The organism is Flavobacterium esculini (genome assembly GCF_048284325.1).
Taxonomy (GTDB): Bacteria; Bacteroidota; Bacteroidia; order Flavobacteriales; family Flavobacteriaceae; genus Flavobacterium.
This window is the reverse complement of record NZ_JBLVPI010000013.1, coordinates 114,233-136,968: the sequence shown is the minus strand read 5'-3', so window position 1 is coordinate 136,968 and position 22,736 is coordinate 114,233. Positions and strand designations below refer to the sequence as shown.

At 33.5% G+C, this 22,736-nt stretch carries 28 protein-coding genes; 11 read left to right on the top strand and 17 right to left on the bottom strand.

Features of this window, described 5'->3' with window-relative positions; translation table 11 throughout:
* Window positions 1-230 precede the first annotated feature (230 nt).
* The 4 genes from tpiA to ACNQGG_RS12380 all read right to left on the bottom strand — a co-directional run bounded on the left by tpiA (window position 231) and on the right by ACNQGG_RS12380 (window position 3,520).
* Window positions 231-983, bottom strand: a complete 753-nt coding sequence (tpiA, locus tag ACNQGG_RS12395; RefSeq protein WP_417964412.1) for a triose-phosphate isomerase — start codon at window positions 981-983, stop codon at window positions 231-233.
* A gap of 51 nt (window positions 984-1,034) precedes the next feature.
* On the bottom strand, window positions 1,035-1,529 hold the full coding sequence (locus ACNQGG_RS12390) for a TlpA family protein disulfide reductase (RefSeq protein WP_417964410.1): 495 nt from the start codon (window positions 1,527-1,529) through the stop codon (window positions 1,035-1,037).
* A 335-nt stretch (window positions 1,530-1,864) separates the two neighbouring features.
* On the bottom strand, window positions 1,865-2,965 hold the full coding sequence (locus ACNQGG_RS12385; protein ID WP_417964408.1) for a BT_3928 family protein: 1,101 nt from the start codon (window positions 2,963-2,965) through the stop codon (window positions 1,865-1,867).
* Between the two features lie 6 nt (window positions 2,966-2,971).
* Window positions 2,972-3,520, bottom strand: a complete 549-nt coding sequence (locus ACNQGG_RS12380) for a DUF1599 domain-containing protein (RefSeq protein ID WP_417964406.1) — start codon at window positions 3,518-3,520, stop codon at window positions 2,972-2,974.
* Window positions 3,521-3,698: 178 nt separating this feature from the next.
* Between ACNQGG_RS12380 and folP the strand changes: the two genes are divergently transcribed.
* The gene (folP, locus tag ACNQGG_RS12375) at window positions 3,699-4,523 is read left to right on the top strand and encodes a dihydropteroate synthase (protein WP_417964404.1); all 825 of its coding nucleotides are present in this window, start codon (window positions 3,699-3,701) and stop codon (window positions 4,521-4,523) included.
* Between the two features lies 1 nt (window position 4,524).
* Window positions 4,525-5,148, top strand: coding sequence for a hypothetical protein (locus tag ACNQGG_RS12370; RefSeq protein ID WP_417964402.1), 624 nt, complete (start codon window positions 4,525-4,527; stop codon window positions 5,146-5,148).
* A 153-nt stretch (window positions 5,149-5,301) separates the two neighbouring features.
* Here the strand turns inward: ACNQGG_RS12370 and ACNQGG_RS12365 are convergent, their stop codons facing one another.
* From ACNQGG_RS12365 to ACNQGG_RS12330, 8 genes are all read right to left on the bottom strand, one after another.
* Window positions 5,302-5,793, bottom strand: a complete 492-nt coding sequence (locus tag ACNQGG_RS12365) for a CHRD domain-containing protein (protein ID WP_417964400.1) — start codon at window positions 5,791-5,793, stop codon at window positions 5,302-5,304.
* Between the two features lie 504 nt (window positions 5,794-6,297).
* On the bottom strand, window positions 6,298-6,771 hold the full coding sequence (gene rlmH / locus ACNQGG_RS12360; RefSeq protein ID WP_417964398.1) for a 23S rRNA (pseudouridine(1915)-N(3))-methyltransferase RlmH: 474 nt from the start codon (window positions 6,769-6,771) through the stop codon (window positions 6,298-6,300).
* A gap of 262 nt (window positions 6,772-7,033) precedes the next feature.
* Window positions 7,034-7,462, bottom strand: a complete 429-nt coding sequence (locus tag ACNQGG_RS12355; RefSeq protein WP_417964396.1) for an SRPBCC family protein — start codon at window positions 7,460-7,462, stop codon at window positions 7,034-7,036.
* 13 nt (window positions 7,463-7,475) lie between these two features.
* A complete protein-coding gene (locus ACNQGG_RS12350) occupies window positions 7,476-7,916 on the bottom strand; it encodes a VOC family protein (RefSeq protein ID WP_417964394.1) in 441 nt (146 codons plus the stop codon).
* Between the two features lie 231 nt (window positions 7,917-8,147).
* On the bottom strand, window positions 8,148-8,639 hold the full coding sequence (locus ACNQGG_RS12345) for a VOC family protein (RefSeq protein ID WP_417964392.1): 492 nt from the start codon (window positions 8,637-8,639) through the stop codon (window positions 8,148-8,150).
* Between the two features lie 282 nt (window positions 8,640-8,921).
* On the bottom strand, window positions 8,922-9,227 hold the full coding sequence (locus ACNQGG_RS12340; RefSeq protein ID WP_417964390.1) for an SRPBCC domain-containing protein: 306 nt from the start codon (window positions 9,225-9,227) through the stop codon (window positions 8,922-8,924).
* 9 nt (window positions 9,228-9,236) lie between these two features.
* The gene (locus ACNQGG_RS12335; RefSeq protein WP_417964388.1) at window positions 9,237-9,392 is read right to left on the bottom strand and encodes an SRPBCC family protein; all 156 of its coding nucleotides are present in this window, start codon (window positions 9,390-9,392) and stop codon (window positions 9,237-9,239) included.
* Between the two features lie 52 nt (window positions 9,393-9,444).
* Window positions 9,445-9,921, bottom strand: coding sequence for a hypothetical protein (locus tag ACNQGG_RS12330; protein ID WP_417964386.1), 477 nt, complete (start codon window positions 9,919-9,921; stop codon window positions 9,445-9,447).
* A 276-nt stretch (window positions 9,922-10,197) separates the two neighbouring features.
* Between ACNQGG_RS12330 and nadC the strand changes: the two genes are divergently transcribed.
* The 5 genes from nadC to ACNQGG_RS12305 all read left to right on the top strand — a co-directional run bounded on the left by nadC (window position 10,198) and on the right by ACNQGG_RS12305 (window position 14,206).
* A complete protein-coding gene (gene nadC / locus ACNQGG_RS12325; protein WP_417964384.1) occupies window positions 10,198-11,055 on the top strand; it encodes a carboxylating nicotinate-nucleotide diphosphorylase in 858 nt (285 codons plus the stop codon).
* Complete coding sequence (locus ACNQGG_RS12320; RefSeq protein WP_417964382.1) at window positions 11,052-11,963, top strand: YihY/virulence factor BrkB family protein; 912 nt, start codon at window positions 11,052-11,054, stop codon at window positions 11,961-11,963. The genes nadC and ACNQGG_RS12320 overlap by 4 nt, the downstream gene beginning before the upstream one ends.
* A gap of 158 nt (window positions 11,964-12,121) precedes the next feature.
* The gene (locus ACNQGG_RS12315; RefSeq protein ID WP_417964380.1) at window positions 12,122-12,976 is read left to right on the top strand and encodes an NAD(P)H-hydrate dehydratase; all 855 of its coding nucleotides are present in this window, start codon (window positions 12,122-12,124) and stop codon (window positions 12,974-12,976) included.
* A 74-nt stretch (window positions 12,977-13,050) separates the two neighbouring features.
* Window positions 13,051-13,845, top strand: a complete 795-nt coding sequence (locus tag ACNQGG_RS12310) for a HipA family kinase (RefSeq protein WP_417964378.1) — start codon at window positions 13,051-13,053, stop codon at window positions 13,843-13,845.
* Complete coding sequence (locus ACNQGG_RS12305) at window positions 13,823-14,206, top strand: DUF3037 domain-containing protein (RefSeq protein WP_416837640.1); 384 nt, start codon at window positions 13,823-13,825, stop codon at window positions 14,204-14,206. The genes ACNQGG_RS12310 and ACNQGG_RS12305 overlap by 23 nt, the downstream gene beginning before the upstream one ends.
* Before the next feature lie 88 nt (window positions 14,207-14,294).
* On the opposite strand, the gene ACNQGG_RS12300 is transcribed toward ACNQGG_RS12305, so the two are convergent.
* From ACNQGG_RS12300 to ACNQGG_RS12290, 3 genes are all read right to left on the bottom strand, one after another.
* Complete coding sequence (locus ACNQGG_RS12300) at window positions 14,295-15,485, bottom strand: BaiN/RdsA family NAD(P)/FAD-dependent oxidoreductase (protein ID WP_417964376.1); 1,191 nt, start codon at window positions 15,483-15,485, stop codon at window positions 14,295-14,297.
* A 233-nt stretch (window positions 15,486-15,718) separates the two neighbouring features.
* Complete coding sequence (locus ACNQGG_RS12295; protein WP_417964374.1) at window positions 15,719-16,222, bottom strand: SRPBCC family protein; 504 nt, start codon at window positions 16,220-16,222, stop codon at window positions 15,719-15,721.
* Window positions 16,223-16,255: 33 nt separating this feature from the next.
* On the bottom strand, window positions 16,256-16,762 hold the full coding sequence (locus ACNQGG_RS12290) for a GNAT family N-acetyltransferase (protein WP_417964372.1): 507 nt from the start codon (window positions 16,760-16,762) through the stop codon (window positions 16,256-16,258).
* 184 nt (window positions 16,763-16,946) lie between these two features.
* Between ACNQGG_RS12290 and ACNQGG_RS12285 the strand changes: the two genes are divergently transcribed.
* Window positions 16,947-17,486 (top strand): lipid-binding SYLF domain-containing protein, encoded by a 540-nt coding sequence (locus ACNQGG_RS12285; protein WP_417964370.1) that lies wholly within the window; start codon window positions 16,947-16,949, stop codon window positions 17,484-17,486.
* 154 nt (window positions 17,487-17,640) lie between these two features.
* Here ACNQGG_RS12285 and ACNQGG_RS12280 read toward each other — a convergent pair whose 3' ends face one another.
* Window positions 17,641-18,567, bottom strand: a complete 927-nt coding sequence (locus ACNQGG_RS12280) for a helix-turn-helix domain-containing protein (RefSeq protein WP_417964368.1) — start codon at window positions 18,565-18,567, stop codon at window positions 17,641-17,643.
* A gap of 183 nt (window positions 18,568-18,750) precedes the next feature.
* Here ACNQGG_RS12280 and ACNQGG_RS12275 point away from each other — a divergent pair, with 183 nt between their 5' ends.
* From ACNQGG_RS12275 to ACNQGG_RS12265, 3 genes are all read left to right on the top strand, one after another.
* The gene (locus tag ACNQGG_RS12275; protein WP_417964366.1) at window positions 18,751-19,269 is read left to right on the top strand and encodes a nuclear transport factor 2 family protein; all 519 of its coding nucleotides are present in this window, start codon (window positions 18,751-18,753) and stop codon (window positions 19,267-19,269) included.
* A 306-nt stretch (window positions 19,270-19,575) separates the two neighbouring features.
* Complete coding sequence (locus tag ACNQGG_RS12270) at window positions 19,576-20,364, top strand: HipA family kinase (RefSeq protein WP_338648352.1); 789 nt, start codon at window positions 19,576-19,578, stop codon at window positions 20,362-20,364.
* Entirely contained in the window at window positions 20,361-21,224 is an 864-nt protein-coding gene (locus ACNQGG_RS12265; RefSeq protein ID WP_417964364.1) for a DUF3037 domain-containing protein, read from the top strand. The genes ACNQGG_RS12270 and ACNQGG_RS12265 overlap by 4 nt, the downstream gene beginning before the upstream one ends.
* Before the next feature lie 205 nt (window positions 21,225-21,429).
* Here ACNQGG_RS12265 and thrC read toward each other — a convergent pair whose 3' ends face one another.
* On the bottom strand, window positions 21,430-22,719 hold the full coding sequence (gene thrC / locus ACNQGG_RS12260; protein ID WP_417964362.1) for a threonine synthase: 1,290 nt from the start codon (window positions 22,717-22,719) through the stop codon (window positions 21,430-21,432).
* Window positions 22,720-22,736: the final 17 nt, after the last annotated feature.

Genomic DNA, 22,736 nt, shown 5'->3' with positions numbered 1-22,736 from the left:
GCCTATCAAAAATTGGGGAATTGTTTTAAACCAATTTACCCTTATATTTGAAAAAAGGCTCCGATTATAAAATCGAAGCCTTAACTTTTCAACTTACACACTTTATGGGATAGTGTCGCCCGATACAATATCGAGCTCATTATTATCAAAATTAATTATAAATTTGTCCAAACTTTTAGGGACAATGTCTTTCTAATTGAGGATTTTTTTGCGAAATTTAATCTGAATTATTAAATAGCGTTTACAATTGCTACAAAATCATCTGCTTTTAAGGCAGCTCCTCCAATAAGACCTCCGTCTACATCTGGTTTAGAGAAAATTTCTTTTGCATTTTCTGGTTTTACACTTCCACCGTAAAGAATAGAAACATCATCTGCGATGTCGCTTCCGAACGCTTTGCGTACAGTTTCTCTGATGAATTCGTGCATTTCTTGAGCTTGTTCCGGAGAAGCTGTTTCTCCAGTTCCAATTGCCCAAACTGGCTCGTATGCTAAAACAACATTTGCCCAGTCTTTCGCTTCAATCTGAAACAAACCGTCACGCAATTGATTTTCAACGATATTGAAATGATTTTTAGATTGACGGTCTTTTAATTCTTCACCAAAACAGAAAATAACAGTCATGTCATGTTCTAAAGCAGTATTTACTTTACTGGCAATTAAAGCATCTGTTTCATTAAAAATTGCTCTACGCTCCGAATGTCCAAGAATTACGATATTTACACCAACACTTTTAAGCATATCAGCAGAAATTTCGCCTGTAAAAGCGCCACTTTCAGCTTGATGTACATTTTGAGCAGCTACATCTATATTTGTAAACTCTAAATGATCAACTGCAGAAGCCAAGTTAACAAAAGTTGGAGCTACAATTACTTGTGCGTTAGTTTCTGTTGAGATTTTTGCAATTAATTCATTCAATAAATCTTCAGTCTGTTCTGCGTTTTTATGCATTTTCCAGTTTCCTGCTACAATCTTCTTTCTCATTTTGTTGTTTTTTATTTTAGTTAGGTTGTTTTTTTGAAATGAATACTGCTATTATTTCAATTTTTTTAAAGTTTCATTTATTAAATCAAAATCAGTTTCTATCGCACGATATAAAACTATTTTTCCTGTTTTGTCAATGATGATGTATCTAGGAATCCAATCTAAATCAATTGCTTTTCCAAAAACACCTTTCATTTGGTCATTTGCCATGAAATGATCTCCTTTTAATTCGTGCTTTTCAATACCAATTTTCCATTTATCGACAGCTTTGTCCATAGAAATAAACACATAGGCTACATCAGGATTATTAGCTTGTAATTCTTTAATTTTTGGCATTGCTTTTACACAATCTCCGCACCAAGATGCCCAAACTTCAATTACTAAAGTTTTGCCTTTGTATTTTTTTAAAATATTCTTAAAAGCAACTTGGTTTCCATCAGTTGACAATAATGTTTCTGATAACGCTTCTTTTGAAAATGTTTTTTTTTGGGCTTGCGTACAAGAAAATGTAACGAAAGCAATGAATAAAACGAATATTTTTTTCATTTTTTTAAATTTGGAACAAAGTTAAACAAACAATTTGATTGGGGAATATAGTTTGACGAATTTTGAATACTGAACGGTTATGTCACAAAAAATGATTTTTTTATAATGTTAAAAGTAGTGAAATCGTAATAGTTAGCCTTTAAATGGAGCATTTGTTGAAATAAATTAAAAATAGGGCTTTCAAAACGAACCCGTTTATTACTATTTTAAACCCATTTCAGTAAAATTCAATGCTGAATAAACCGAAATTTCTGTAGATATATAAAATGATTAAAGGTTTAAAATTACCTTTTTCAGTAACTTTAAACCTTAAATAAAACCTTTAAAACCTTTATTTATAGCTTCAAATTTGCAATATCATTATAATGTACCTTTTGCAAAACGGTTCCTTTTTCAAGGATTACGATACTAGGATTAGCTCTTTCAATCGTTTTTAAAGCTGTCGCATCGCAGAAATAAAAATCGAATGTCATTCCGAATTCTTTTTTTGATTTGGCAATTTCTTCCGGTGAAGAAGCGGTCATTCCTATTACTTTATAGCCTTTTGCTTTAGCTTCCTGATTCAATTTTTCCAATTTAATTAAGCCGGATTTATCAGCATGAACTAAATCATAAGCCACAATCATAACTAATTTAGGCTCATTTAAGTACTCCTCTTTATAATCAGATCCGTCTTTTTCCATAGCAAAATCATGAATAGGAGGGACATAACCTTCTGTAATCACTTTGTCTTTTCTGTCTACAAAAGTAGCTCCTTCAGGTAGTGCCGTTAAATCTTTTTCGCTAAATTCTTTGTCAACGCCATTTACTTTGTAGATAAAAACCATTTCGACTACACTTTTCGGGGCATTATCAGGAATTCTCATCCCTTTTTGGATATTGGTTCCTACTTTGTACGGACGGAAATCGATTATAGGCAAATGATTGATAACCCAATAGCCCATAAATACACATAAAGCGATACTTGCAAAAGCTATTATGTTTTGAACAGTATTTCCAAATAACGGGTTCACCAATTTTCTATTAAAAAATAGAATTAGAATAAAGAATAATAAAACTACATCTTTGGTGAAGGATTGCCATGGTGTAATATGCAAAGCATCGCCAAAACATCCACAGTCTTTAACAACATCAAAATAAGCAGAATAAAAGGTAAGGAAAGTGAAAAATACAATCAATAACAACAAACTGTTAATCGTAAATTTTGATTTGTAACCAATGAGTAACATAACACCTAATACAACTTCAACAATAACCAAAAACAAAGCAATCGTTAATGCAAATGGTACTAAGAACGGCATGTTGAAAACGGGCTCGCCAAAATATTCTGCCAGTTTATATGAAAAACCAATGGGGTCGTTCAACTTTATTAATCCCGAAATGATAAATAAGATTCCAACGAAAATTCGGGAGAATTGAGTAATTATATTTTTCATAGTTTTTTATTTTTTATTTCCAAAACCCATTAAAATCAATGCGAAAATCGAATAATTAATCATATCCTGATAATTGGCATCAATACCTTCAGAAACTAATGTTTTTCCTTTATTGTCTTCAATTTGTTTTACACGAAGGAGTTTTTGCAAAATCAAATCCGTAAGCGAACTGACACGCATGTCGCGCCAAGCCTCGCCATAATCATGATTTTTGGCTTCCATTAAATCTTTGGTCAGTTTAACTTTGGTATCGTATAATTCGGTCGCTCTTGAAACCTCTAAATCAGGTTGCTCAACAACGCCTAATTCCAATTGAATTAATGCCATAATGGAATAATTGATAATCCCTATGAATTCACCGGTTTCATCTTCATCAATTTTACGAACTTCATTTTCCTGTAAACTTCGTATTCTTTGTGCTTTAATGTAGATTTGATCCGTCAGTGATGGCAATCTTAAAATACGCCATGCACATCCGTAATCTTTCATTTTGTTGATAAACAGTGAACGACAAAGCGCAATCACAGTATCATATTCCTTTGAAGTATTCTTCATTATTGGTGTATATTTGTCTAAAATTTTTTCAAAAGTAAAGAATTAAGATTGAAGTACAAAGTACAAAGGCTGTTAACCGCAAAGAGAATACTGCGGCTGAATGTTGATTGAAGATTAACGTCCCGAAGCGTCGGGATTGAATGCAGAAGTTTTGATAACCGATACTGAACACTAAAAAATGACTATTAACTGCAAAGGACAACTCATCGACTTATCAACTCCCAAAGTAATGGGGATTTTGAATGTTACACCCAACTCTTTTTTTGATGGCGGAAAGTATAAAAATGAGAACGAAATACTTTCTCGGGTTGAAAAAATGCTTCTTGACGGAGCTACTTTCATTGATTTAGGTGCTTATTCCAGTAAGCCCAGTGCCGAATTTGTTTCGGAAGAAGAAGAAATTTCAAGAATTGCTCCTGCTATTGATTTGATTCTAAAAAATTTTCCGGAAACGATTATTTCAATTGACACTTTTAGAAGCGAAGTGGCAAAGGCCTCCATCGAAAGCGGCGCAGCAATCATCAACGATATTACTGCAGGAAATCTGGACGAAAAAATGTTTGAGATAATTGCAAAATACAATGTTCCTTATATTATGATGCACATGCGAGGAAATCCTCAAACGATGCAAACGCTTACAAATTATGATGATATTGTAAAAGAAATGGTGTTCTATTTTTCGGAACGAATTGCCAAAGCAAGAAGTTTTGGAATCAATGATTTAATTATAGATCCTGGTTTTGGCTTTGCCAAAAGATTGGAACAAAACTACGAAGTATTTCAAAAAATGAAATTGTTTGACATACTTGAATTACCACTTTTAGTTGGAATTTCAAGAAAATCTATGATTTATAAAACGTTGAATACTAATGCAGAACAGGCCTTAAACGGAACCACAGTTTTGAATACTTTGGCATTGTCTAAAGGAGCAAAAATCCTTCGTGTCCATGACGTAAAGGAAGCAATGGAATGTGTTACTTTATTTAATAAAATCAATCCATAACATGAAATGTTTCAGTCTGATTATCCTTTTTATCTTGTTTTCCTGCGGGAATAAAGAAGCTGTTTTATTGCCGAAAGCCACTATAACAATCGTCAAAAAGGTAGAAGATCATTCCCCAATTTATATTTTTTTTAGAACAAAAGGAAAAGATACTTTGACAGAAGTTAACAGAAAAAATAGTATAATTTCTACCAATTGGATTTTCAATATTGACAAGCGTTTGCCTTTGCGATTAGTAATTCCGGAAGTCATGAAGCTACAACAAAAAAAACGGGAAGAAAAGGCTCATAAAAACGAATTAGCACAGAATTATTTTTCCTACGCAGATACTATTGGCAAGAATTTAGCTTTTATTCCTTTTACAAAAGTGTTTTATAAATTAGAAAAACCGATTGGAATAGTAGTTTTTTTTAATAGTAAAAATGAAATTTTATTAGAAAATCAAATTATAAAAAAAGAAAAACTACAACAGCTAATAAATAATACACTTCCTGAAAATAGGGCAAAATTATTTTTATTTAGATTTGACAAAGACCTTAATTTTGGAAGTTATATTCAAGATAAAATTTTCTTGGAAAGTTTGAAACTTCCAAAATTAAAACAGGAACTAGAGTTTATTTACTAGCAGGAAAACAATAGTTTCTGACCTTCAAAAAGATAAAGGAATCAACAAAGCTCATTTTTACTGATTTTAGTGTTGATGTAACTTATAAAAATACGGTTTAATAATACCAACATCCTTCGATTCCTTTAGTTTAATAAGGTGAGAAATTACTATTTAATAACCGCCTCCACCACCTCCGCCACCTCCGGTACCTGCTGGATTAGTTGTGATAAGTTGTCCTCTTATTTCTCCAGTAGGAAATGCAGTAGTGTGTAAGTTTACATAATATAGATTGGCAATAAGATCTGCTTCTTGAGTTGCATTCAAAACTGGACTTGTGTAAGTTATTGGAGAGACTAAACTAGTAAGAGGAAAGATTATATTATTGGCAGGAGCTGTACCTTCAGCGCCTCTATGGATATGCCCGTCAGTAGGAGTTAAGCCACTGTATGTTATAGTTAATGTGAATATTTTTGTAGTTTTATTAAATTTAAGCACGGCTGTTCCAATACCTGTTGAATTATTGGAAGGTACTTCGCTTGCACCATTTAAAGTAGCATTAAAAGTTACTATAACTGGTGATGGAGTAGAATCATCACAATTATCGCAAGAAATTAAACCTGATAAAGTGATAAAAAAAACTAAGAATCTAATGGAACGTTTCATAATGAATATTTTAAAGGTTGATAAAAAATAGAAACAATACTATTAAAAAAATTATGTAATTCTGGTAACCTTTTTTTGCGTTTAAAATGTTTATTTTAAAACCAGCGATTGCAATTATAAAATTAATTTTTTAAGATTTAAAATGATAATAAATGTATGTTAAAAAATTGATTTACAGTTATTTAATTTTAAATAATTTAAGTTTTCATTTTATCAGCATATTTCCGATAAGATGTTTACCGTATTTTTTTTGTAAAAATAAATATGATTTTTTTTTAAACTTAAAACACTGAATATACAAACTTCTTACTGATGATGCTAGAGAGGGCATTTTACAAAATTGCTTGATTTAAATCATTTAAAATTGTTCTTCTTGATCTTGACAAAAGGAAATATTAGCCATTAGAAAAAGGATCAAAAACAAAAGTTTAATTCTCATATTTTAAAAATATGATTATATTTTACTAAAATACAAAAAAATAATACAAGTTGACTAATATAAAATTACTGATGATGATAGGGTTCATTCCTCAAAATTGTAAACCCGCGATACAATTGTTCTATAAAAAAGAGTCGGACCATTTGGTGCGAAAAAGTCATTAAGGAAAGCGATATTTTTCCTTGTGCTTTGGCATAAACCGTCTCTGAAAAACCATAAGGACCACCAATTACAAAGACCAAAGTCTTAACGCCTGAGTTCATTTTTTTTTGTAGTTCTTCTGAAAAACCAACACTGGAAAAATTTTTTCCATTTTCGTCCAATAAAATAAGTTGATCTGTTGGTGTTATTTTTGCCAAAATCAATTCGCCTTCTTTCTCTTTCTGCTGACTTTCAGATAAGTTTTTTACATTCTTGATGTCAGGGATAATATCCAGATCAAACTTGATATAAAAAGACAAACGCTTGGTGTAATCGTCTATCAAAGATTGTAAGACTTTGTTATCAGTTTTACCAACAGCAATAAGTTTAATGTTCATTTTGTTGAATTTCAAAGGCGCAAAGATAGAAAATTGATATTGTATTTGAGATACAAAAAAGCCCATTTTATACTAACAGAGGACACAAAATAAGAACGAAGTAACGCTGATTAATCGAATTTTATAAATTATTATAAAAAAGATAAACACGAATTTCCTAATTTTCACGAATTAACTGGTGGAAAATTAGTGAAATTCGTGTTTAAATATCCAATCTAAAATTTATGTTTATAGTATATAAATGGACCTGATTTTTAATTTTTTACAGTTTAGATTCGGTATATTCTTTGAAGTTATTCAATATAGACTGCCAACCTGATTGTTGCATGGCTATTGGGTTTTCGTTTTCGGCTTCAAAGATTTCAATAACCTTTGTCTTATCATCGGCATCAGAAAAGTGAACGGTTACTTTTCTATTATCATCAGCGGTATATTCAATAAGTTCATTTCGTTTGATGTTGTCATAAGTTCCACTGAAATCAAATGCCATACTGCCATCTTTAGCTTCCATTCTTGAAACAAATTTACCTCCAACTTTTAGATCATTTTCAGCTCTTGTTGTATGCCAGTCATCAGAGGCATTATTCCATCTTACAATATCATCAGGATTTGTCCACTTATCCCAAACGGTTTCGATTGGTGCACTAACTACAGTCTCTACTGTTATCAATATTTTATCATTATTTGCCATATCTCGAATTATTTTATATTTTTTCAACACAGTTAAACATCCATTGAACACCAAATTTATCGGTGCAGCTTCCATAATAGGCACCCCAAAACATAACTTGAAGTTCCATAGTTATTGTTCCTTCAGCTGCTAATGAAATAAATAATTTTTTCGTTTCAGCTCTTGTATCCGGTTCTAAATTGATATAAACGTTATTTCCGAAATTCACTTTAAAACCCATCGATTCAGGTGCATCAGTTCCCATCAAAATATGACCACCAACAATAGGCAATTCAATGTGCATGATTAGATTTCTATCATTTTCATTCATCGGAGGCATTCCTTCTGCTGGTGGAATGTCTTTAAATCGCGCTATTCCACCACCGCTGAATTCTCCTCCAAATACGGATTTATAAAAATTAAATGCTTCCTCAGTATTGTAGGGAAAGTTTAGATATGTGCTTACTCTTGCCATTTTATCTGTTTTTGAGTATGTAATAATTTTCTTTGTTTTATTGGTCTAAAGTTATGCACTTTAGCTTCAAAAAATTTCTGTCAGGAATTTCACGAATCTCCACTAATTAATTTGTGATAATTGGTGAAATTCGTGGCTAATAATATGCAGACTTTAAGATTGCCTACCCAATCTATGAACTTTCAATCCATAGTAATGTTTTACTTTTATGAAGATGGTGTAACTACGATTCTAGTCATGATACGCTTTTTCTAGTTGTTCTATATCGATTTTCACCATTTGCATGATTGCCTGTAACGCACGATTTGATTTTTCACTATCATCGCTTTGCATCATTTCACCCAATATTACAGGCACAATTTGCCAAGAAACACCAAATTTATCTTTCAGCCAGCCACATTGTTGAATTTGTCCGCCTTCAGAAAGTTTTTCCCAAAACATATCGATCTCCGGTTGGTTTTCACAATTAACAATGAATGAAACAGCTTCCGAGAAAGTAAATACAGGCCCGCCATTCAAGGCCAAAAAATATTCTCCGTCTAATTGAAAGGAAATGGTCAAAACAGTTCCTTCTGGCATGGGTGCATTTTTACCGTAATGAGTTGCTTTTTCAATTGTTGAGTTTTTAAAAATCGAGGCATAAAAAGTCACCGCTTCTTCAGCATTGTCGTTAAACCACAAACAGGGTGTTATTTTTTTGGTAATTATTTTTTTATTTTCCATAAAACAGCTTTTATATATTGAACTTAAATTACAAAAGAGGAAAAATAAGATGATTGCATTATTTAAAATAAAGAAATTATTTAGGGAAATTAAAAGTACAAAAATAGTTGAAAATGAAAAGTTAATATCAATGTGTTTTTATGTTAATTAATTATAAATCATATGTTTAATAGTTTTGTATTGAAGAGAAAACTTACTCAGCATTCGTTTATCGGAATGTTTGAGGAGCTTTTTAAGATTTTTTTGTAAGTTAGTTGTAATAGTTTTTTGTAGTATACACAGTTATTCAGTAAGTTCCTTTGGAAATCGGTCTGAAATTAAATTTAGTTCAATATTATGTTCTAAATAGGCTTTTAAACCTACTAAAACCAAAGTAAATCCTTCTGTTGAATCGCGTATTTGTGAGATGGTTTTTTCCGTATCGCCCTGAAATCCTGTATTGACAATGCTTACAAAAGTTCCCGTTTCCCTCAGATTTTTAAATGTCCATTGCACGGTAGTGATTTCATCATAATTTCCCCATTCAATTTCAATTTTTTTATTTAGTGCTATCGTTTTGGTTCTAACCGAAATGGAGTGATTGTACATTTCCCAAGTTCATTGTGTTTCTTTTCCTTCTTCAAGTTTTCCTGAACTTTTAGTAAACCAAAATTTAGTCGTAATTTCTGGATTTATAAATGCCTGAAAAACGTCTTCAATAGGTTTTCTAATTAGCATTGCCGCTTTTGCATAGTATTTCGTTTCTTCAGTCATCTTTCAGGTTTTTTTGCAAAGTTACCTTTTGGATATCGTGCGCTATTTTAAATTATGATTTTGGCAACGGTGCCCCAACAGCAATATCACATCTGTGATTTGTTTGACCGTGTGGTGGGTTCATTCCCTCCGGAGTCGGTGTTGTTACTGTTGGTGTTGTAGCGGCTGGAATAGGTGAAACTAATTGGTTTTGTGGAGAAGTTATTTGCTGTGTTGGAGTATTTTTAGCTGAAGCTACAGAATTTAAGGGAGCTCCAACAGGAATATCGCAACGATGCAATGGTTGACCGTGTGCTGGATTCATTCCTTTAGCAACTGCTACTGGAGCCGCTAAAGTCTGATTTTGATTAACAACAGTACTGTTTTGTTGTGTCTGTGACGCTGTCGAAGCCTGACTACGCATTTGCTTACCAACTTCAGTAAATGGAATGATGTTTGCTGGACTAGTATTATTTTGGGGTTCTATTTCTTTTTTGCAAGAAATAAATAGTATTGATGATACAAAAATAATGCTTAAAAAAGTTTTCATAATCATGTTTTTTATTGTTACTGAACTCAAATATAGGGTTTTAATAGTATAGACCAAAATAAAATACCTGATTTCAATAGTTTTTGATTTCCTTAAATTTTAATGTTACCGCTCAGGATTTTGAACACAAGATTCTAGTATAGTCTCATCTTCACACTGGACTATACTTTACTAAAAAAAATAGATTAATTTACTTGTTTTCTTGACAACGAAGCGAACATATTTTCAAATCCACAAAATAAATCCTACTTTAGCATTCCATAAATTTCTTATACAATGATTAGCGAAGTACAGTTCAAAAACGAGTTACATATATTAATTGAAAATGCCATTCGGGAAGATGTTGGTCCTGGTGATTACAGCTCTTTGGCATGTATTCCTGCAACGGCAACCGGAAAAGCGAAGTTGCTTGTAAAAGAAGATGGTATTATTGCCGGTGTGGCTTTCGCCAAAATGGTTTTCGAATATGTAGATCCTAATTTGCAAATAGAAACATTCATTGAGGATGGAACTTCGGTAAAAAAAGGGGATGTTGTTTTTCATGTTTCGGGAAGTTCACAATCCATCTTGAAATCGGAACGGGTAGTTTTGAATTCGATGCAAAGAATGTCGGCAATTGCTACCAAAACCAAACAATATGTAGCGCTTCTGGAAGGAACAGAAACTAAAATCCTTGATACCCGAAAAACAACTCCAGGTTTCCGAGCTTGTGAGAAATGGGCAGTGAAAATTGGCGGAGGCGAAAACCATCGCTTTGCTTTGTATGACATGATTATGCTCAAGGACAATCACAATGATTTTGCAGGCGGAATTACTTTGGCCATAGCCAAAACCAAAGCCTATCTCAAAGAAAATAATCTGGATCTAAAAATCATTGTCGAAGCCAGAAACTTGGATGAAATCAAAGAAATATTAGAAAGCGAAGGCATTTATAGAATTTTGATAGACAACTTCAATTATGAAGATACCCGAAAAGCAGTGACTTTGATAGGTGACAAATGCCAAACCGAATCTTCAGGGAATATCAATGAAAGCACCATTCGTCATTATGCGGAATGTGGTGTCGATTATATTTCGTCTGGAGCCTTAACGCATTCTGTTTACAATATGGATTTGAGCTTAAAAGCAATATGAGTAAAGAAATTGAACAGCGAATAGAAAAAGTTCCAATAATACGGAATCTTGCCCGTGGGTTAAAAAAAATAAAACTCCCATGGTTGCAGGGGTTGTCGTTGTATGATTTATTAGAATTGTACGGATTAGGAATTGTCGAAAGCGCCTTGACCTATCACGCCAGTGCTATTGCATTTAGTTTCTTCATGGCATTATTTCCCTTTGCTTTGTTCATTTTAAATCTTATTCCCTACATCCCAATCGAAGGTTTTCAAGAAGATTTTCTTCAATTTGTAAGGCAAGGAGTTCCGCCAAATACCTATGATGCGATTTACAAAATCATCAATGATATTCTCCACAATAGCCATTCCGGATTACTGTCTTCGGGATTTATATTGTCTATTTTTCTGATGGCAAATGGTTTAAATGGAATCTTGGGCGGTTTCGAATCTTCGCGTCACGTCCTCATCAAAAGAGGATTTATACACCAATACATTGTCGCTCTCGGCATGTCATTGCTATTGTCAATACTATTGATTGTAACCGTATCGGCAATCGTTGTTTTCGAGGTATTTATCCAAAAAACGATATTGAGCGACCAAGTTGAATTGATTATTTTATGGCGCTATGCGTTTATCATTGTAATGATTTTAATCACAACTTCCATACTTTTTAAGTTTGGCACCATGCATGATAAAAACAGGGCTTTTATCTCCATAGGCTCTGTATTTACAACAATTTTGATTCTTCTGGATTCCTATGGTTTTGGAATTTGGGTCATCCGATTCTCAAAATACAACGAATTATACGGCTCCATAGGAACCTTATTAATTATGATGTTTTACATATGGATCAACTGCATGATATTACTGCTTGGTTTTGAATTAAACGGAACGGTCAATAAACTAAAAAGTAAAAAAGAAGCCTAGTTTTTAGGAGCTATTTCCTGCTGTTCGTTTCAATCTTTTTATCCGCCGAAAAAGCGTATAAAAAGGATTTCCACTGCCATCAGGGCTAGGGCATTTCGATTACAATTAAAGAATCTGTTCCATTTTAAATTTGTAATTTTAGACAAATAAATTCCAAGATGAATCCAATTTACATCGACCAAAGCGAAATTCTCAAACGCTATAAACAACCCGATAAATTCACCCACAAAGGCATTCAAGGACATGCCTTAATTATTGGTGGAAGTTATGGGAAAATAGGAGCAGTTTGTCTTTCGTCCAAAGCTTGCTTGAAAACGGGTTGCGGATTGGTCACTGTTTTTATACCAAAATGTGGGTACGATATTCTTCAAATTGCTATTCCTGAAGTCATGGTTATAACGGATAATCAGGAAAAATCCATTTCGGATATTACTTTCGAAATTACACCACAAGCCATAGGAATAGGACCGGGTTTAGGCCTGGAAATCGAAACACAACAAGCTATTTATAAATTACTGCAAACGAATAAAATACCCTTGGTAATCGATGCCGATGCGTTGAATATTCTATCCAAAAACAAAGAATGGCTTCCTTTATTACAGCCCAAAACCATTATCACGCCACATCCTAAAGAATTGGAACGATTACTAGGAAAATGGAATTCCGAACAGGAAAAAATAGCTAAAACAATCGCTTTTTCTAAACAATATCATCTCATTATTGTGATGAAAGGTGCACCAACCCGAATCATAGATGGAGATACAATCTACGAAAACACCACCGGAAATGCCGCTTTGGCTACTGCAGGAACTGGAGATGTTTTGACTGGAATGATTACCAGTTTATTGGCACAATCCTATGAATCAATAAACGCTGCCATACTTGGCGTCTATTTGCATGGACTAACCGCTGATATTGCGCTGCCCGAAACAGGTTTTCAGTCCTTTATTGCGTCTGATATTATTGCGAATATTGGAAATGCCTTTTTAAGTCTGCAAAATTTGAGTAAATAGAGCTTATAAATTAAATTTCACCCTACTTATTTGTAAGTTTGTACATAAGCAAAATAGCTTTATCCAATTCGATTATGGAAAAAATACCCCATCTTAGAACCGTAAATGTTACACGATACATCACTCCGTTGCGAGAAGGCGGTTCTTTGCCTGCGCTCGCTGAAGCCGATGATGATTTTAAATATGTATTGAAATTCAAAGGTGCCGGTCACGGTGTAAAAGCCTTAATCGCCGAATTAATTGGCGGTGAAATTGCCCGTGTTTTAAAACTAAAAATGCCGGAACTCGTTTACGCTAATCTCGACGAAGCTTTCGGACGCTCAGAAGGTGACGAAGAAATCCAGGAATTACTTAAAGGGAGTCAGGGACTTAATTTGGCTTTGCATTATTTATCGGGAGCTATAAATTTTGATCCTGTTGTGACGGTGGTTGATGCAAAATTAGCTTCCCAAATTGTTTGGCTGGACGCTTTTATTACTAATGTCGACCGAACTTTCAGAAATACGAATATGCTGATTTGGCACAAGGAATTATGGCTGATTGATCACGGTGCTAGTCTTTATTTTCATCATTCGTGGACCAATTGGAAAACGCATGCACAAAGTCCTTTTGCATTGATAAAAGACCACGTATTGTTGCCACAAGCTTCATTGTTAAAGGAAATCGATGCACTATTCAAAAAAATGCTAACAGAAGAAGTACTACAGTCTATAGTCAATCTTATTCCAACGGAGTGGCTCCAATGGGAAGATACGGATGAAACTCCCGAAACGCTTCGGGAAGTCTATTTCCAGTTTTTATCCATACGCTTAAACCATTCCGAAATTTTTATAAATGAAGCCCAAAATGCACGAGAAACACTTATATGAGTATGCCGTAATCCGAGTTGTACCAAGGGTAGAACGCGAAGAATTCCTCAATGTGGGTATTATTCTATTTTGTAAAAAAGCCAAGTTTATAAAAGTGCTCTGTTCGTTTAACGAAGCGAAACTTCAATTGTTTTCAGCCGATTTAGATTTGGAACAATTGCATTTAAACTTACAGGCATTCGAGAAAGTGGGGCATGGGGAAAAATCGGGTGGACCAATAGCGCAATTCGATATTCCATCTCGTTTCCGGTGGTTGACTGCTCTTCGCAGTTCGGCGATTCAAACCTCAAGACCGCATCCGGGATTGTGTGATGATTTAGAACAAACGGCGCAAAGATTGTTTGAGGAAATGGTATTGTAAATGAATTGGATTGGAAAAACGGTTGTGAAGTTTTAGTGTTCTGATAAAAATATTCTTTTGAATTCAGCTAATTAACCTTCAAAAAAAATCAAGGAATACTATTCAGGTGACGCGCAAGATGCATGCCCATACTGAAGCAAGCTTGAAGAAGATAACCACCCGTGGGTGCATCCCAGTCCAGCATTTCGCCAATACAATAGTGATCTTTCATCTCTTTCAATTGGAAGTTCTCATCTACGGCATTCAATTGAACACCGCCAGTTGTGGATATCGCATCGTTCAATAGGGAAGAACCTGTGATTTCGATACGCAGTTTTTTGATGTTTTGTGCTAATAGTTCCGGATTCAGGTAAGTTTCTTTTGACAGGTATTTTTTCAAAAGGCCAATCTGCGCAAGACTCAATTTAACCTCTTTTTGTAATTTTTCGCTCGTCTTTTTTAAGGTCGATTTTTTAATCTTTTGATGCAAATCATCATAACTTAATGCTGGTTTTAGGTCCAGAAAAATAGTGGCTTTTTGTTGGCTTTCTAGCTCTTCCCTAATTTGTGGACTAAGAGCATAAACTGCATTGCCTTCTAAACCGAAACGCGTGATTACCGCTTCGCCTTTTTGAGTTTTATTCGAACAGCTAATAGAAATGTTTTTAAGCGGACTGCCTTCATGTTCCATGATAAAATCTTCCGGCCAGTGAACACGGTACGCACAATTAGAAGATTGAAACGGAACGACAGCAATTCCTTGTGTTTTGAATAAATCGAGCCATGTGCCATCAGATCCCGTTACCTTCCAGCTGCTGCCGCCCAGAGCAAAAATGGTATAATCAGATTTTATTTCTGTATCAGTATTAAAAACAAGAGTATCGTTGTTAGTCCATCCCGTCCAGTTGTGTTCGTATTGTATGCCAACGCCTTGTTTATCGAGAACTTTTAGGATTGCGTTGAGCACTGTTATGGGTTTAATGCCGCTTTCAGGATACACGCGTTTGCTACTGCCTATGTATGTTGGAATCCCGATGGTATCAATCCAATTTCGGAAATCGTGATTGTCAAAATCAAGCAGTGCTTTTTCTAAAAAATCGGATGGTGTATACCGCGCTATTAGCTCGGCTATAGGTTCCGAATGGGTGAGGTTAAATCCTCCTTTTCCGGCTACCAGAAATTTTCTCCCCAGTGTTTTGTTTTTCTCGTAGATGGTAACGGTAAACTTCTTGCAATCCAGTAATGCAGCGAGCAAAAGTGCTGCAGGTCCTCCTCCAATAATTGAAACTGATTTCTTCACGCCACAAAAATACGGTTTGTTTTACCGATTAATGGGGATATGAATTTTTATATTAAAATTTGGGCGTAACCCCAAAGCAGAAAATCCCAGTTCAGATTCACGAATCTGCAGCTTTCGGGTCGGGCTTTTGGCTTTATCTTTATTTTTTTAAAGAAAAAAAATAAAGGATGCCGCCGCAATCCCTTACGCGAACCTTGAATTGAGAGGTATTGTCAATATCCAAGCGATCATCATTATATTTTATTTTCTTGAAATAAGGCTTCCAATTGCTCGAGACAAGCTGTAATGCCCTGCTCAAAGCCCATTTCAATCATGGTTTGTACTTCTTTTTCATTGGAATAAAACATCTTGAATTCAACTAAAGTGCCAGAGCTTGTCTTGGCAAAAGCTATAGTTCCTGCAGAAACCGGTAAGGAAGGGTCTATATTTCCCTCTTCATCACAAAAACTATCTTTGATTTCAAAGCTTATTTGTGGTGTTATTGCAGTATAGTCCATTCGTCCCCAATGTTTTTCATTTTCAGGACCTACCATCGCATACAACCAATAACCGCCAACAGAAAAGTTCATTGTTTTGGTTTCTGCTTTCCAAGGTTGTGGTGCCCACCATTGTTCTAGTAATTCACTTTCAGTGTACGCTCGCCAAACTTTTTCAAGTGGCGCAGTAAATGTTCTGGATACAAGAATTGATTTTTCTTCTAAATCTTTTATAACAAGTGTTTTGCTATTAGTTGCCATTTTATTTCGATTTAAGATTGATTATTATTAATTCTAAACCTTTTTTTCTAAAACAATAAATTCCAAAGGCGCTTCCGTAATTGGAATATGAACTTCACTTGCGGGAAAAGGTTCTCTTGCTCCGGTATCTTCATAGCCGTTGCGCTTGTACCATGTAATTAATTCTTCCCGAACAGATATTACAGTCATTACAATTTTGGGCAATCCCAATCCCGAAGCATGAATTGCTGCCTGTTGCAATAATTTTTTTCCAACGCCGCTATTTTGTAATTTAGGAGAAACCGTTAGCATGCCTAAATATAATTGCTGCGTTTTCTCCATCAACAATACACAACCTATAATCTGTTCATCCTCTGTAAATTTCAGAATCGTATTTTTTGGGTCATGAATCGTTTCTATCAGTTCTTTTTCAGTAGTTCTAAGTCCTTCTAATATGTTGGCTTCAGTGGTCCATCCTTTTTTAGAAGATTCCCCGCGATATGCTGAATTGATTAATGTATTTAATAGACAAACGTCTTCTACTGTTGCTTTTGTAATCATGGATAATACTTATTCTTGGGTTATTGCTTTATGTTTTTCAAAGGTAGAAAAAAGGGATTAATCACTCGCTTTTTTTGATAAAATAATTCATATAACATTGGTAATCAGTATATTTAATCATTAAACAAGAAATTTTTTTTACCTTTGAGTAAATAAATTTTACAACAATTTAATTGATACGATTATGAAAAATTTAAATGTTTTTTTGGTGATAGTAATGGCTTGTGTATTAAGCATGGCACCAATATTCGGGCAATCAACTGCTAAAAAGAATAAAATTATTGCTGATAGTAAAACAGCAAAAGCAGAGTTCATTAAAAGCGATCCGTTGATGAAAGCACTTTTTGATAAAGCGTACGGTTATGTTATTTTTCCAAATGTTGGAAAAGGAGGACTTGCTGTCGGCGGTGCGGCTGGAAACGGGGTTGTCTATGAACATGGCAAGATGATAGGCATGGCCAAGTTGACGCAACTCAGCATTGGATTTCAGGCTGGCGGACAAGCGTATCGGGAGGTGATATTTTTTGAAACAAAAAACGAAATGAACCGATTTAAACAGAGCCGATTCGAATTTTCCGCACAAGCCTCAGCGGTAGCCGTAACTGAAGGCGCCTCAGCAAATGTAAAATATACGGATGGCGTTATGGTATTCACCATGCAAAAGGGCGGACTCATGTACGAGGCATCGATTGGCGGACAAAAGTTTAAATTTAATAGAATGTAACCCTCTTTTTATAAATGTAAGTTTATTTGTTATTCCGACGAAGGAGGAATCTCTATTTGTTGCACACACTTTTTGAGATAACTCCTTCGTCGGAATGATAAATAATGGAGATTATTCCTTAACGTAAAGAGATTACATATATAATAACGGAGGATTACTGTGAAATGTCTAAATTTAAAAATCGGTATTCATTAGGCGAATGACCAACTTGTTGCTTAAACAAGCGTGTAAAATGTTGAGGATATTTGTAGCCTAATTCATAGGCTATTTCACTTACCGATTTTCCAGTATCAAACAACAACTCTTTAGCTGTCTCAATTATTTTTAAATGGATATATTCCAAAGCCGATTTACCAGTTTCTTTTTTGATAAGGTCTCCAAAATAGTTTGCAGATAAATTCAATTCGTTGGCAAAAAATGCCACCGTAGCTATACCAATTGCTTGTGGGTTTTCAGATTGAAAATAATCATTTAACAATATGTCAAATTTTTCTACCACACCAGTATTAGCATGCTCACGGGTAATAAATTGTCGGTCGTAAAAACGAGTGCAATAGTCCAGAAACAATTCAATATTTGATACCAATATTTTTTTACTATGCTTGTCTATCGATTGTTTGAGTTCAAAAACTATTTTCTTGAAACATTCCTGTATCAATTTTTTTTCTTGTTTTGAAAGGTGCAAGGCTTCGTGTACATCATAGGAGAAAAACTGGTATGCTCTAATATGTTGTCCTAATGAAGTTCCTTTTATCAAATCAGGATGAAATAAAAGGGCATAACCAGTTGGCTGATAGTTTTCGCCATCTTCTATAATGCTCACTATTTGATGTGGGGCAATAAACACTAAAGTTCCCTGCTGATAATCATAACTATTTCGTCCATATTTTATTTCGCAATTGGTATCCTCTTTTAGAAAAATGGAATAGAAGCCGAAGCTTACTGCTTCTGCCGATTCTCTTTCTCTTTTCTGAGGTTTTACATTTGAAAAATCAATAAAACTAACCAAAGGATGTAATGTTTCAATATCGATCTTATTATTATACTCACTTATTGTTGCTATGTGGGCTATTAGCTTCATATTGTTCTGATTATCTTGTACAAATTTATTAAAACTAATGGATGTGTAGGCTATGGTTGCATCTATTCTGTAATAATGGTATGTCATTCTGTAATAAGGGTAATAATTTTTGGATAAAGTGCCAGTAGCTTTGCACTTCAAGAAATAAGAATTAATTAGTATAACAATCAAAACAAAATCAAGATGAAAAAAAATATTTTAGCATTCGCTTTAATGACTCTTTGTTTATCAGTAAACGCACAAAAAATGAACAACGATAACAAAAAAATTGCAGTAATTGAAGACAGAATTGCCCTCAAAAACGTAGTAGATACATTTTCAGTTTTAGCTGATGTAAAAGATGTGAAAAACCAAGTATTGCTTTTCACTGAAAATGCCGAAGTTTCTTCTGTAAATAATGGTCAGACTGGCACAACTTTTATAGGAAGAAAACAAATAGGCGAAGCATTTGCTGGTTTTCTCAATCTTTTTGATGTGGTGTATCACATAAACGGACAGCAAACTGTTACTTTAAATGGGAATAAGGCTTCGGGGATTTCATACTGTCAAGTAGTATTAATTGGAACTGAAAATAATAAAAAAATGAAAACCACAATGGGTGTAATCTACCATGATGACTATGTTAAAGAAAACGGTCATTGGTTAATCAATAAAAGACAATCCAATTTTACATGGACGGAAAAAACGGAAATGAAACCTTAAAAAGACGTTATGTAAAATAATAAAACGGTGTGATATAAAATAGCTACATCTTTTTAGGAATGTAGCTTATTCTATTTTGTTGTACTGTCTCATTATTGCGGGCACGGAAAGAATTCCGCGCTATCCAACCGATAGAAATTGTGTATATCCAGGTGATCGGGTCTATCGACCGAGAGAAATTGTGTATATCAGATATAGTTTAACTAGCGCGACCATTTTTCTTGATGAGCACCTTGCGAAGTAAGGGCAAAAGTTAATTTGGAATTTGAATTAGTTTGTACTATATTTCCGCATTAATATATTTAAATGAAAATTTTAAAATTAATTCAAATTGATGGTTTTATAGATGGAGGGAGTTCAAAACCTTTATTAATAACAGCTGTTGATGAGCTTGGGAAAGTTAATCATTACGTAATGAAACTTTTTAAAAAAAAATATGTTGAGCAAAATTTTAGTGTTGCTAAGGAAATATTAATTTCGGAGTTAGCTAATGAGTTTAATTTAGCAGTTCCCAATTATGCTGTTATTGATATTGATCATAGTTTGTTAATTGATTTTTTTGAAAAAGAAGAATTAGATAATTTAGATGATGGATATAAGTTTTGTAGTGAGTTTAACGGTCAATATGTGATTTTTAATCCGTTAGTTTCACTTCAGTTTATTAAATCATATGATATTGCAAATTTGTTTGCTTTTGATAATGTTATAATTAATAGCGATAGGGGAGGTTTTAGAAACAAACCAAATTTGTTAGTTAATGATGATGAGATTTTATTAATAGATCACGAGCAAACTTTACCTTTTATTAATAATTCTTATAGCGATCCGAATTATTTTACATATTTACAAAATTATCCCTATCAACGTCATATTGTAATCACTCATTTAAAATCATTGAGAGTTAAGAATGGAATTTTTGACGAATTTGCAGAAATGTTAAAGCATTTGAATATAAATAGATTTATTAGTATATTTAATGAATTAGATTCTTTGAATATTAATTTTGGAGATAGAGATGATTTTTTACTATTTTTGGAATGGATTAAAAATAAAAGAATGCCAATATGTAACCACTTAATTGGTATAATAAAATGAAAAAAGATTTTTATAAATATTGTGTCTTAAAATACAAGCATTCTCCATTTCTTGATGAGAGTATAAATATTGGTTTGCTTATTTTTTTTAGTAATGTTGGTAAATTTTCATTTTCATATTCAAAAAACTTAAGTCGTATAAAGGTTATATACAATAATGTTCCTGAAAGAACAATTAAAGAATATCTTAAGCAAATTGATAAAAGACTTGAAAGATTATCACTAAATAATGATGTTTTTCATAAATTAGAAATTGATGATTTATCTTCATTTATTTCCAAATATATTCTTCCTCTTGATGGAAGTGTACTTCAGTTTTCTAATTTTAAAACTGATTATCAACAAGATTTTAAAAATGATTTCATAGAAGAAATTCTGTTAAATAAATATTTTATTGAAGATATAAAACATCAGTTTAATCAACCTAAAGAACCAGAATTATTACATCAATTTTATGATAATTTACGTGGTTTAGATTTTAATCTTATAAATAGAGATAAGAAAAGATTTTTTGTTGATTATACGGTTACTAATGAAAATGGAAACGAATTTAAATTTGATTATGCTTGGCAAAATGGTAGTTTAAATTTAGTTAAACCAATTAGTTTTGACCTTAAGGAGTCTAAAAGCATTGCTGAGAAAGCTTATAAAAATTTAGGACAGTTTATTGATTTAGAGAATGAAGCAAAAAATAATAATTTGCGATATGATTTGATAATTGGGAGACCTAAATTTAAAAGTTTGTTTAAAGACTATGATCACGCAATTTCATTACTAGATAAAATTAAATATGCAAGAATTATTGAGGAAAATGAAATTGATAATTATTCACTAAAAGCAATAAAAGCTATTACCGAATAAAATTATTGATATTAGCTAATATGGTGTAGGCAATTAGTATATTTATCCATGAATCAAGATTTTTTTTAATTCTTTAGAAACCAAATAGATTTATTTATAGAGAATTAATTTAGTAATTAAAATTAATAGGTTTGTATTTCCATATAAAAAACCGACTGAAAATAACTTCTCAGTCGGTTTGTATTTTTGTCTGGATATTGAAATGTTATGCCAAAAACGCTTTCAATTCCTCGTACGTTTTAATTTTTACGCTCACTTTTTCTTTTCCTAAAACACTTTCAATTTGTGTAGGAATCGGCAGTTTTACGTTTAATGTTGGTTCAACCGTGTCCAAAAACTTAATAGGGTGGGCGGTTTCTAAGAAAATACCAATCGCATTCGGGTGGTTTTGTAATTCTTTTTTCAATCCAAGATATCCAACAGCTCCGTGAGGTTCAGCAATGTAACCGTCTGTTTTGTAAATGGTTTTCATCGCTTCAATCGTTTCCTCATCATTGAAAGTAAATGAAGAAAAATCTTTTTTGAATTGTTCCAAATCATTGTGGTACATTTCCTGAATACGGATAAAATTACTAGGATTCCCCACATCCATTGCGTTCGAAATCGTCGCGATAGAAGGTTTTGGATCGTAAATACCGTTTTCTAGAAATCTTGGCACCGTATCATTCACATTCGTAGCCGCTACAAAATGTTCAACAGGCAATCCCATTTTTTTAGCAATGATACCTGCGCAAATATTTCCAAAATTCCCGCTTGGACAAGAGAAAACTAACGGTTTGTTCTCTTTTTTTAAGGCTTTATAGGCAAAGAAGAAATAAAACATTTGTGGCAACCAGCGCGCAATATTTATCGAATTCGCCGAAGTCAGATTTTTATGTTTTAAACTTTCGTCAAGAAAAGCTTTTTTGACCATATCCTGACAATCATCAAAAACGCCGTCTACTTCAAGCGCTTTAATATTCTGTCCTAAAGTGGTCAATTGTCGTTCCTGAATATCGCTCACTTTTCCGGATGGATACAGGATAATTACTTCAACGCCTGTTACACCAAGGAAACCACTCGCTACAGCACCGCCAGTATCACCGGATGTAGCTACAAGAACCGTGTTTTTACTGTCTTTGTTATCTTTATTGAAGTAACCCAAACAACGTGACATGAATCGCGCGCCAACGTCCTTGAAAGCCATCGTTGGACCATGAAACAATTCAAGGGAATAAATGCCTTTTTCGACTTCGACCACAGGGAAATCAAAACATAAGGTTTCGGCAATGATTTGTTTTAAAGTGGCTTCCGGGATTTCGTCACCTACAAATTGTTGAATCGCTTCAAAAGCAATTTCCTCGTTGCTTAAATTTTCGATAGTATCAAAAAAAGCAGGAGTTAAAGGGGTAATTGTTTCCGGAAAATACAATCCTTTATCTGTTGCTAATCCTTGTATTACGGCTTCTTGAAAAGAAACTTTAGGTGCGTTATGGTTTAAACTGTAATATTTCATTTTTTTGTCATTGCGAG

What these genes read in the sequence shown, in the direction of transcription:
- tpiA (WP_417964412.1), bottom strand. Translation starts at nt 983, where the DNA reads ATGAGAAAGAAGATTGTAGCAGGAAACTGGAAAATGCATAAAAACGCA.
- ACNQGG_RS12390 (WP_417964410.1), bottom strand. Translation starts at nt 1,529, where the DNA reads ATGAAAAAAATATTCGTTTTATTCATTGCTTTCGTTACATTTTCTTGT.
- ACNQGG_RS12385 (WP_417964408.1), bottom strand. Translation starts at nt 2,965, where the DNA reads ATGAAAAATATAATTACTCAATTCTCCCGAATTTTCGTTGGAATCTTA.
- ACNQGG_RS12380 (WP_417964406.1), bottom strand. Translation starts at nt 3,520, where the DNA reads ATGAAGAATACTTCAAAGGAATATGATACTGTGATTGCGCTTTGTCGT.
- folP (WP_417964404.1), top strand. Translation starts at nt 3,699, where the DNA reads ATGACTATTAACTGCAAAGGACAACTCATCGACTTATCAACTCCCAAA.
- ACNQGG_RS12370 (WP_417964402.1), top strand. Translation starts at nt 4,525, where the DNA reads ATGAAATGTTTCAGTCTGATTATCCTTTTTATCTTGTTTTCCTGCGGG.
- ACNQGG_RS12365 (WP_417964400.1), bottom strand. Translation starts at nt 5,793, where the DNA reads ATGAAACGTTCCATTAGATTCTTAGTTTTTTTTATCACTTTATCAGGT.
- rlmH (WP_417964398.1), bottom strand. Translation starts at nt 6,771, where the DNA reads ATGAACATTAAACTTATTGCTGTTGGTAAAACTGATAACAAAGTCTTA.
- ACNQGG_RS12355 (WP_417964396.1), bottom strand. Translation starts at nt 7,462, where the DNA reads ATGGCAAATAATGATAAAATATTGATAACAGTAGAGACTGTAGTTAGT.
- ACNQGG_RS12350 (WP_417964394.1), bottom strand. Translation starts at nt 7,916, where the DNA reads ATGGCAAGAGTAAGCACATATCTAAACTTTCCCTACAATACTGAGGAA.
- ACNQGG_RS12345 (WP_417964392.1), bottom strand. Translation starts at nt 8,639, where the DNA reads ATGGAAAATAAAAAAATAATTACCAAAAAAATAACACCCTGTTTGTGG.
- ACNQGG_RS12340 (WP_417964390.1), bottom strand. Translation starts at nt 9,227, where the DNA reads ATGTACAATCACTCCATTTCGGTTAGAACCAAAACGATAGCACTAAAT.
- ACNQGG_RS12335 (WP_417964388.1), bottom strand. Translation starts at nt 9,392, where the DNA reads ATGACTGAAGAAACGAAATACTATGCAAAAGCGGCAATGCTAATTAGA.
- ACNQGG_RS12330 (WP_417964386.1), bottom strand. Translation starts at nt 9,921, where the DNA reads ATGAAAACTTTTTTAAGCATTATTTTTGTATCATCAATACTATTTATT.
- nadC (WP_417964384.1), top strand. Translation starts at nt 10,198, where the DNA reads ATGATTAGCGAAGTACAGTTCAAAAACGAGTTACATATATTAATTGAA.
- ACNQGG_RS12320 (WP_417964382.1), top strand. Translation starts at nt 11,052, where the DNA reads ATGAGTAAAGAAATTGAACAGCGAATAGAAAAAGTTCCAATAATACGG.
- ACNQGG_RS12315 (WP_417964380.1), top strand. Translation starts at nt 12,122, where the DNA reads ATGAATCCAATTTACATCGACCAAAGCGAAATTCTCAAACGCTATAAA.
- ACNQGG_RS12310 (WP_417964378.1), top strand. Translation starts at nt 13,051, where the DNA reads ATGGAAAAAATACCCCATCTTAGAACCGTAAATGTTACACGATACATC.
- ACNQGG_RS12305 (WP_416837640.1), top strand. Translation starts at nt 13,823, where the DNA reads ATGCACGAGAAACACTTATATGAGTATGCCGTAATCCGAGTTGTACCA.
- ACNQGG_RS12295 (WP_417964374.1), bottom strand. Translation starts at nt 16,222, where the DNA reads ATGGCAACTAATAGCAAAACACTTGTTATAAAAGATTTAGAAGAAAAA.
- ACNQGG_RS12290 (WP_417964372.1), bottom strand. Translation starts at nt 16,762, where the DNA reads ATGATTACAAAAGCAACAGTAGAAGACGTTTGTCTATTAAATACATTA.
- ACNQGG_RS12285 (WP_417964370.1), top strand. Translation starts at nt 16,947, where the DNA reads ATGAAAAATTTAAATGTTTTTTTGGTGATAGTAATGGCTTGTGTATTA.
- ACNQGG_RS12280 (WP_417964368.1), bottom strand. Translation starts at nt 18,567, where the DNA reads ATGAAGCTAATAGCCCACATAGCAACAATAAGTGAGTATAATAATAAG.
- ACNQGG_RS12275 (WP_417964366.1), top strand. Translation starts at nt 18,751, where the DNA reads ATGAAAAAAAATATTTTAGCATTCGCTTTAATGACTCTTTGTTTATCA.
- ACNQGG_RS12270 (WP_338648352.1), top strand. Translation starts at nt 19,576, where the DNA reads ATGAAAATTTTAAAATTAATTCAAATTGATGGTTTTATAGATGGAGGG.
- ACNQGG_RS12265 (WP_417964364.1), top strand. Translation starts at nt 20,361, where the DNA reads ATGAAAAAAGATTTTTATAAATATTGTGTCTTAAAATACAAGCATTCT.
- thrC (WP_417964362.1), bottom strand. Translation starts at nt 22,719, where the DNA reads ATGAAATATTACAGTTTAAACCATAACGCACCTAAAGTTTCTTTTCAA.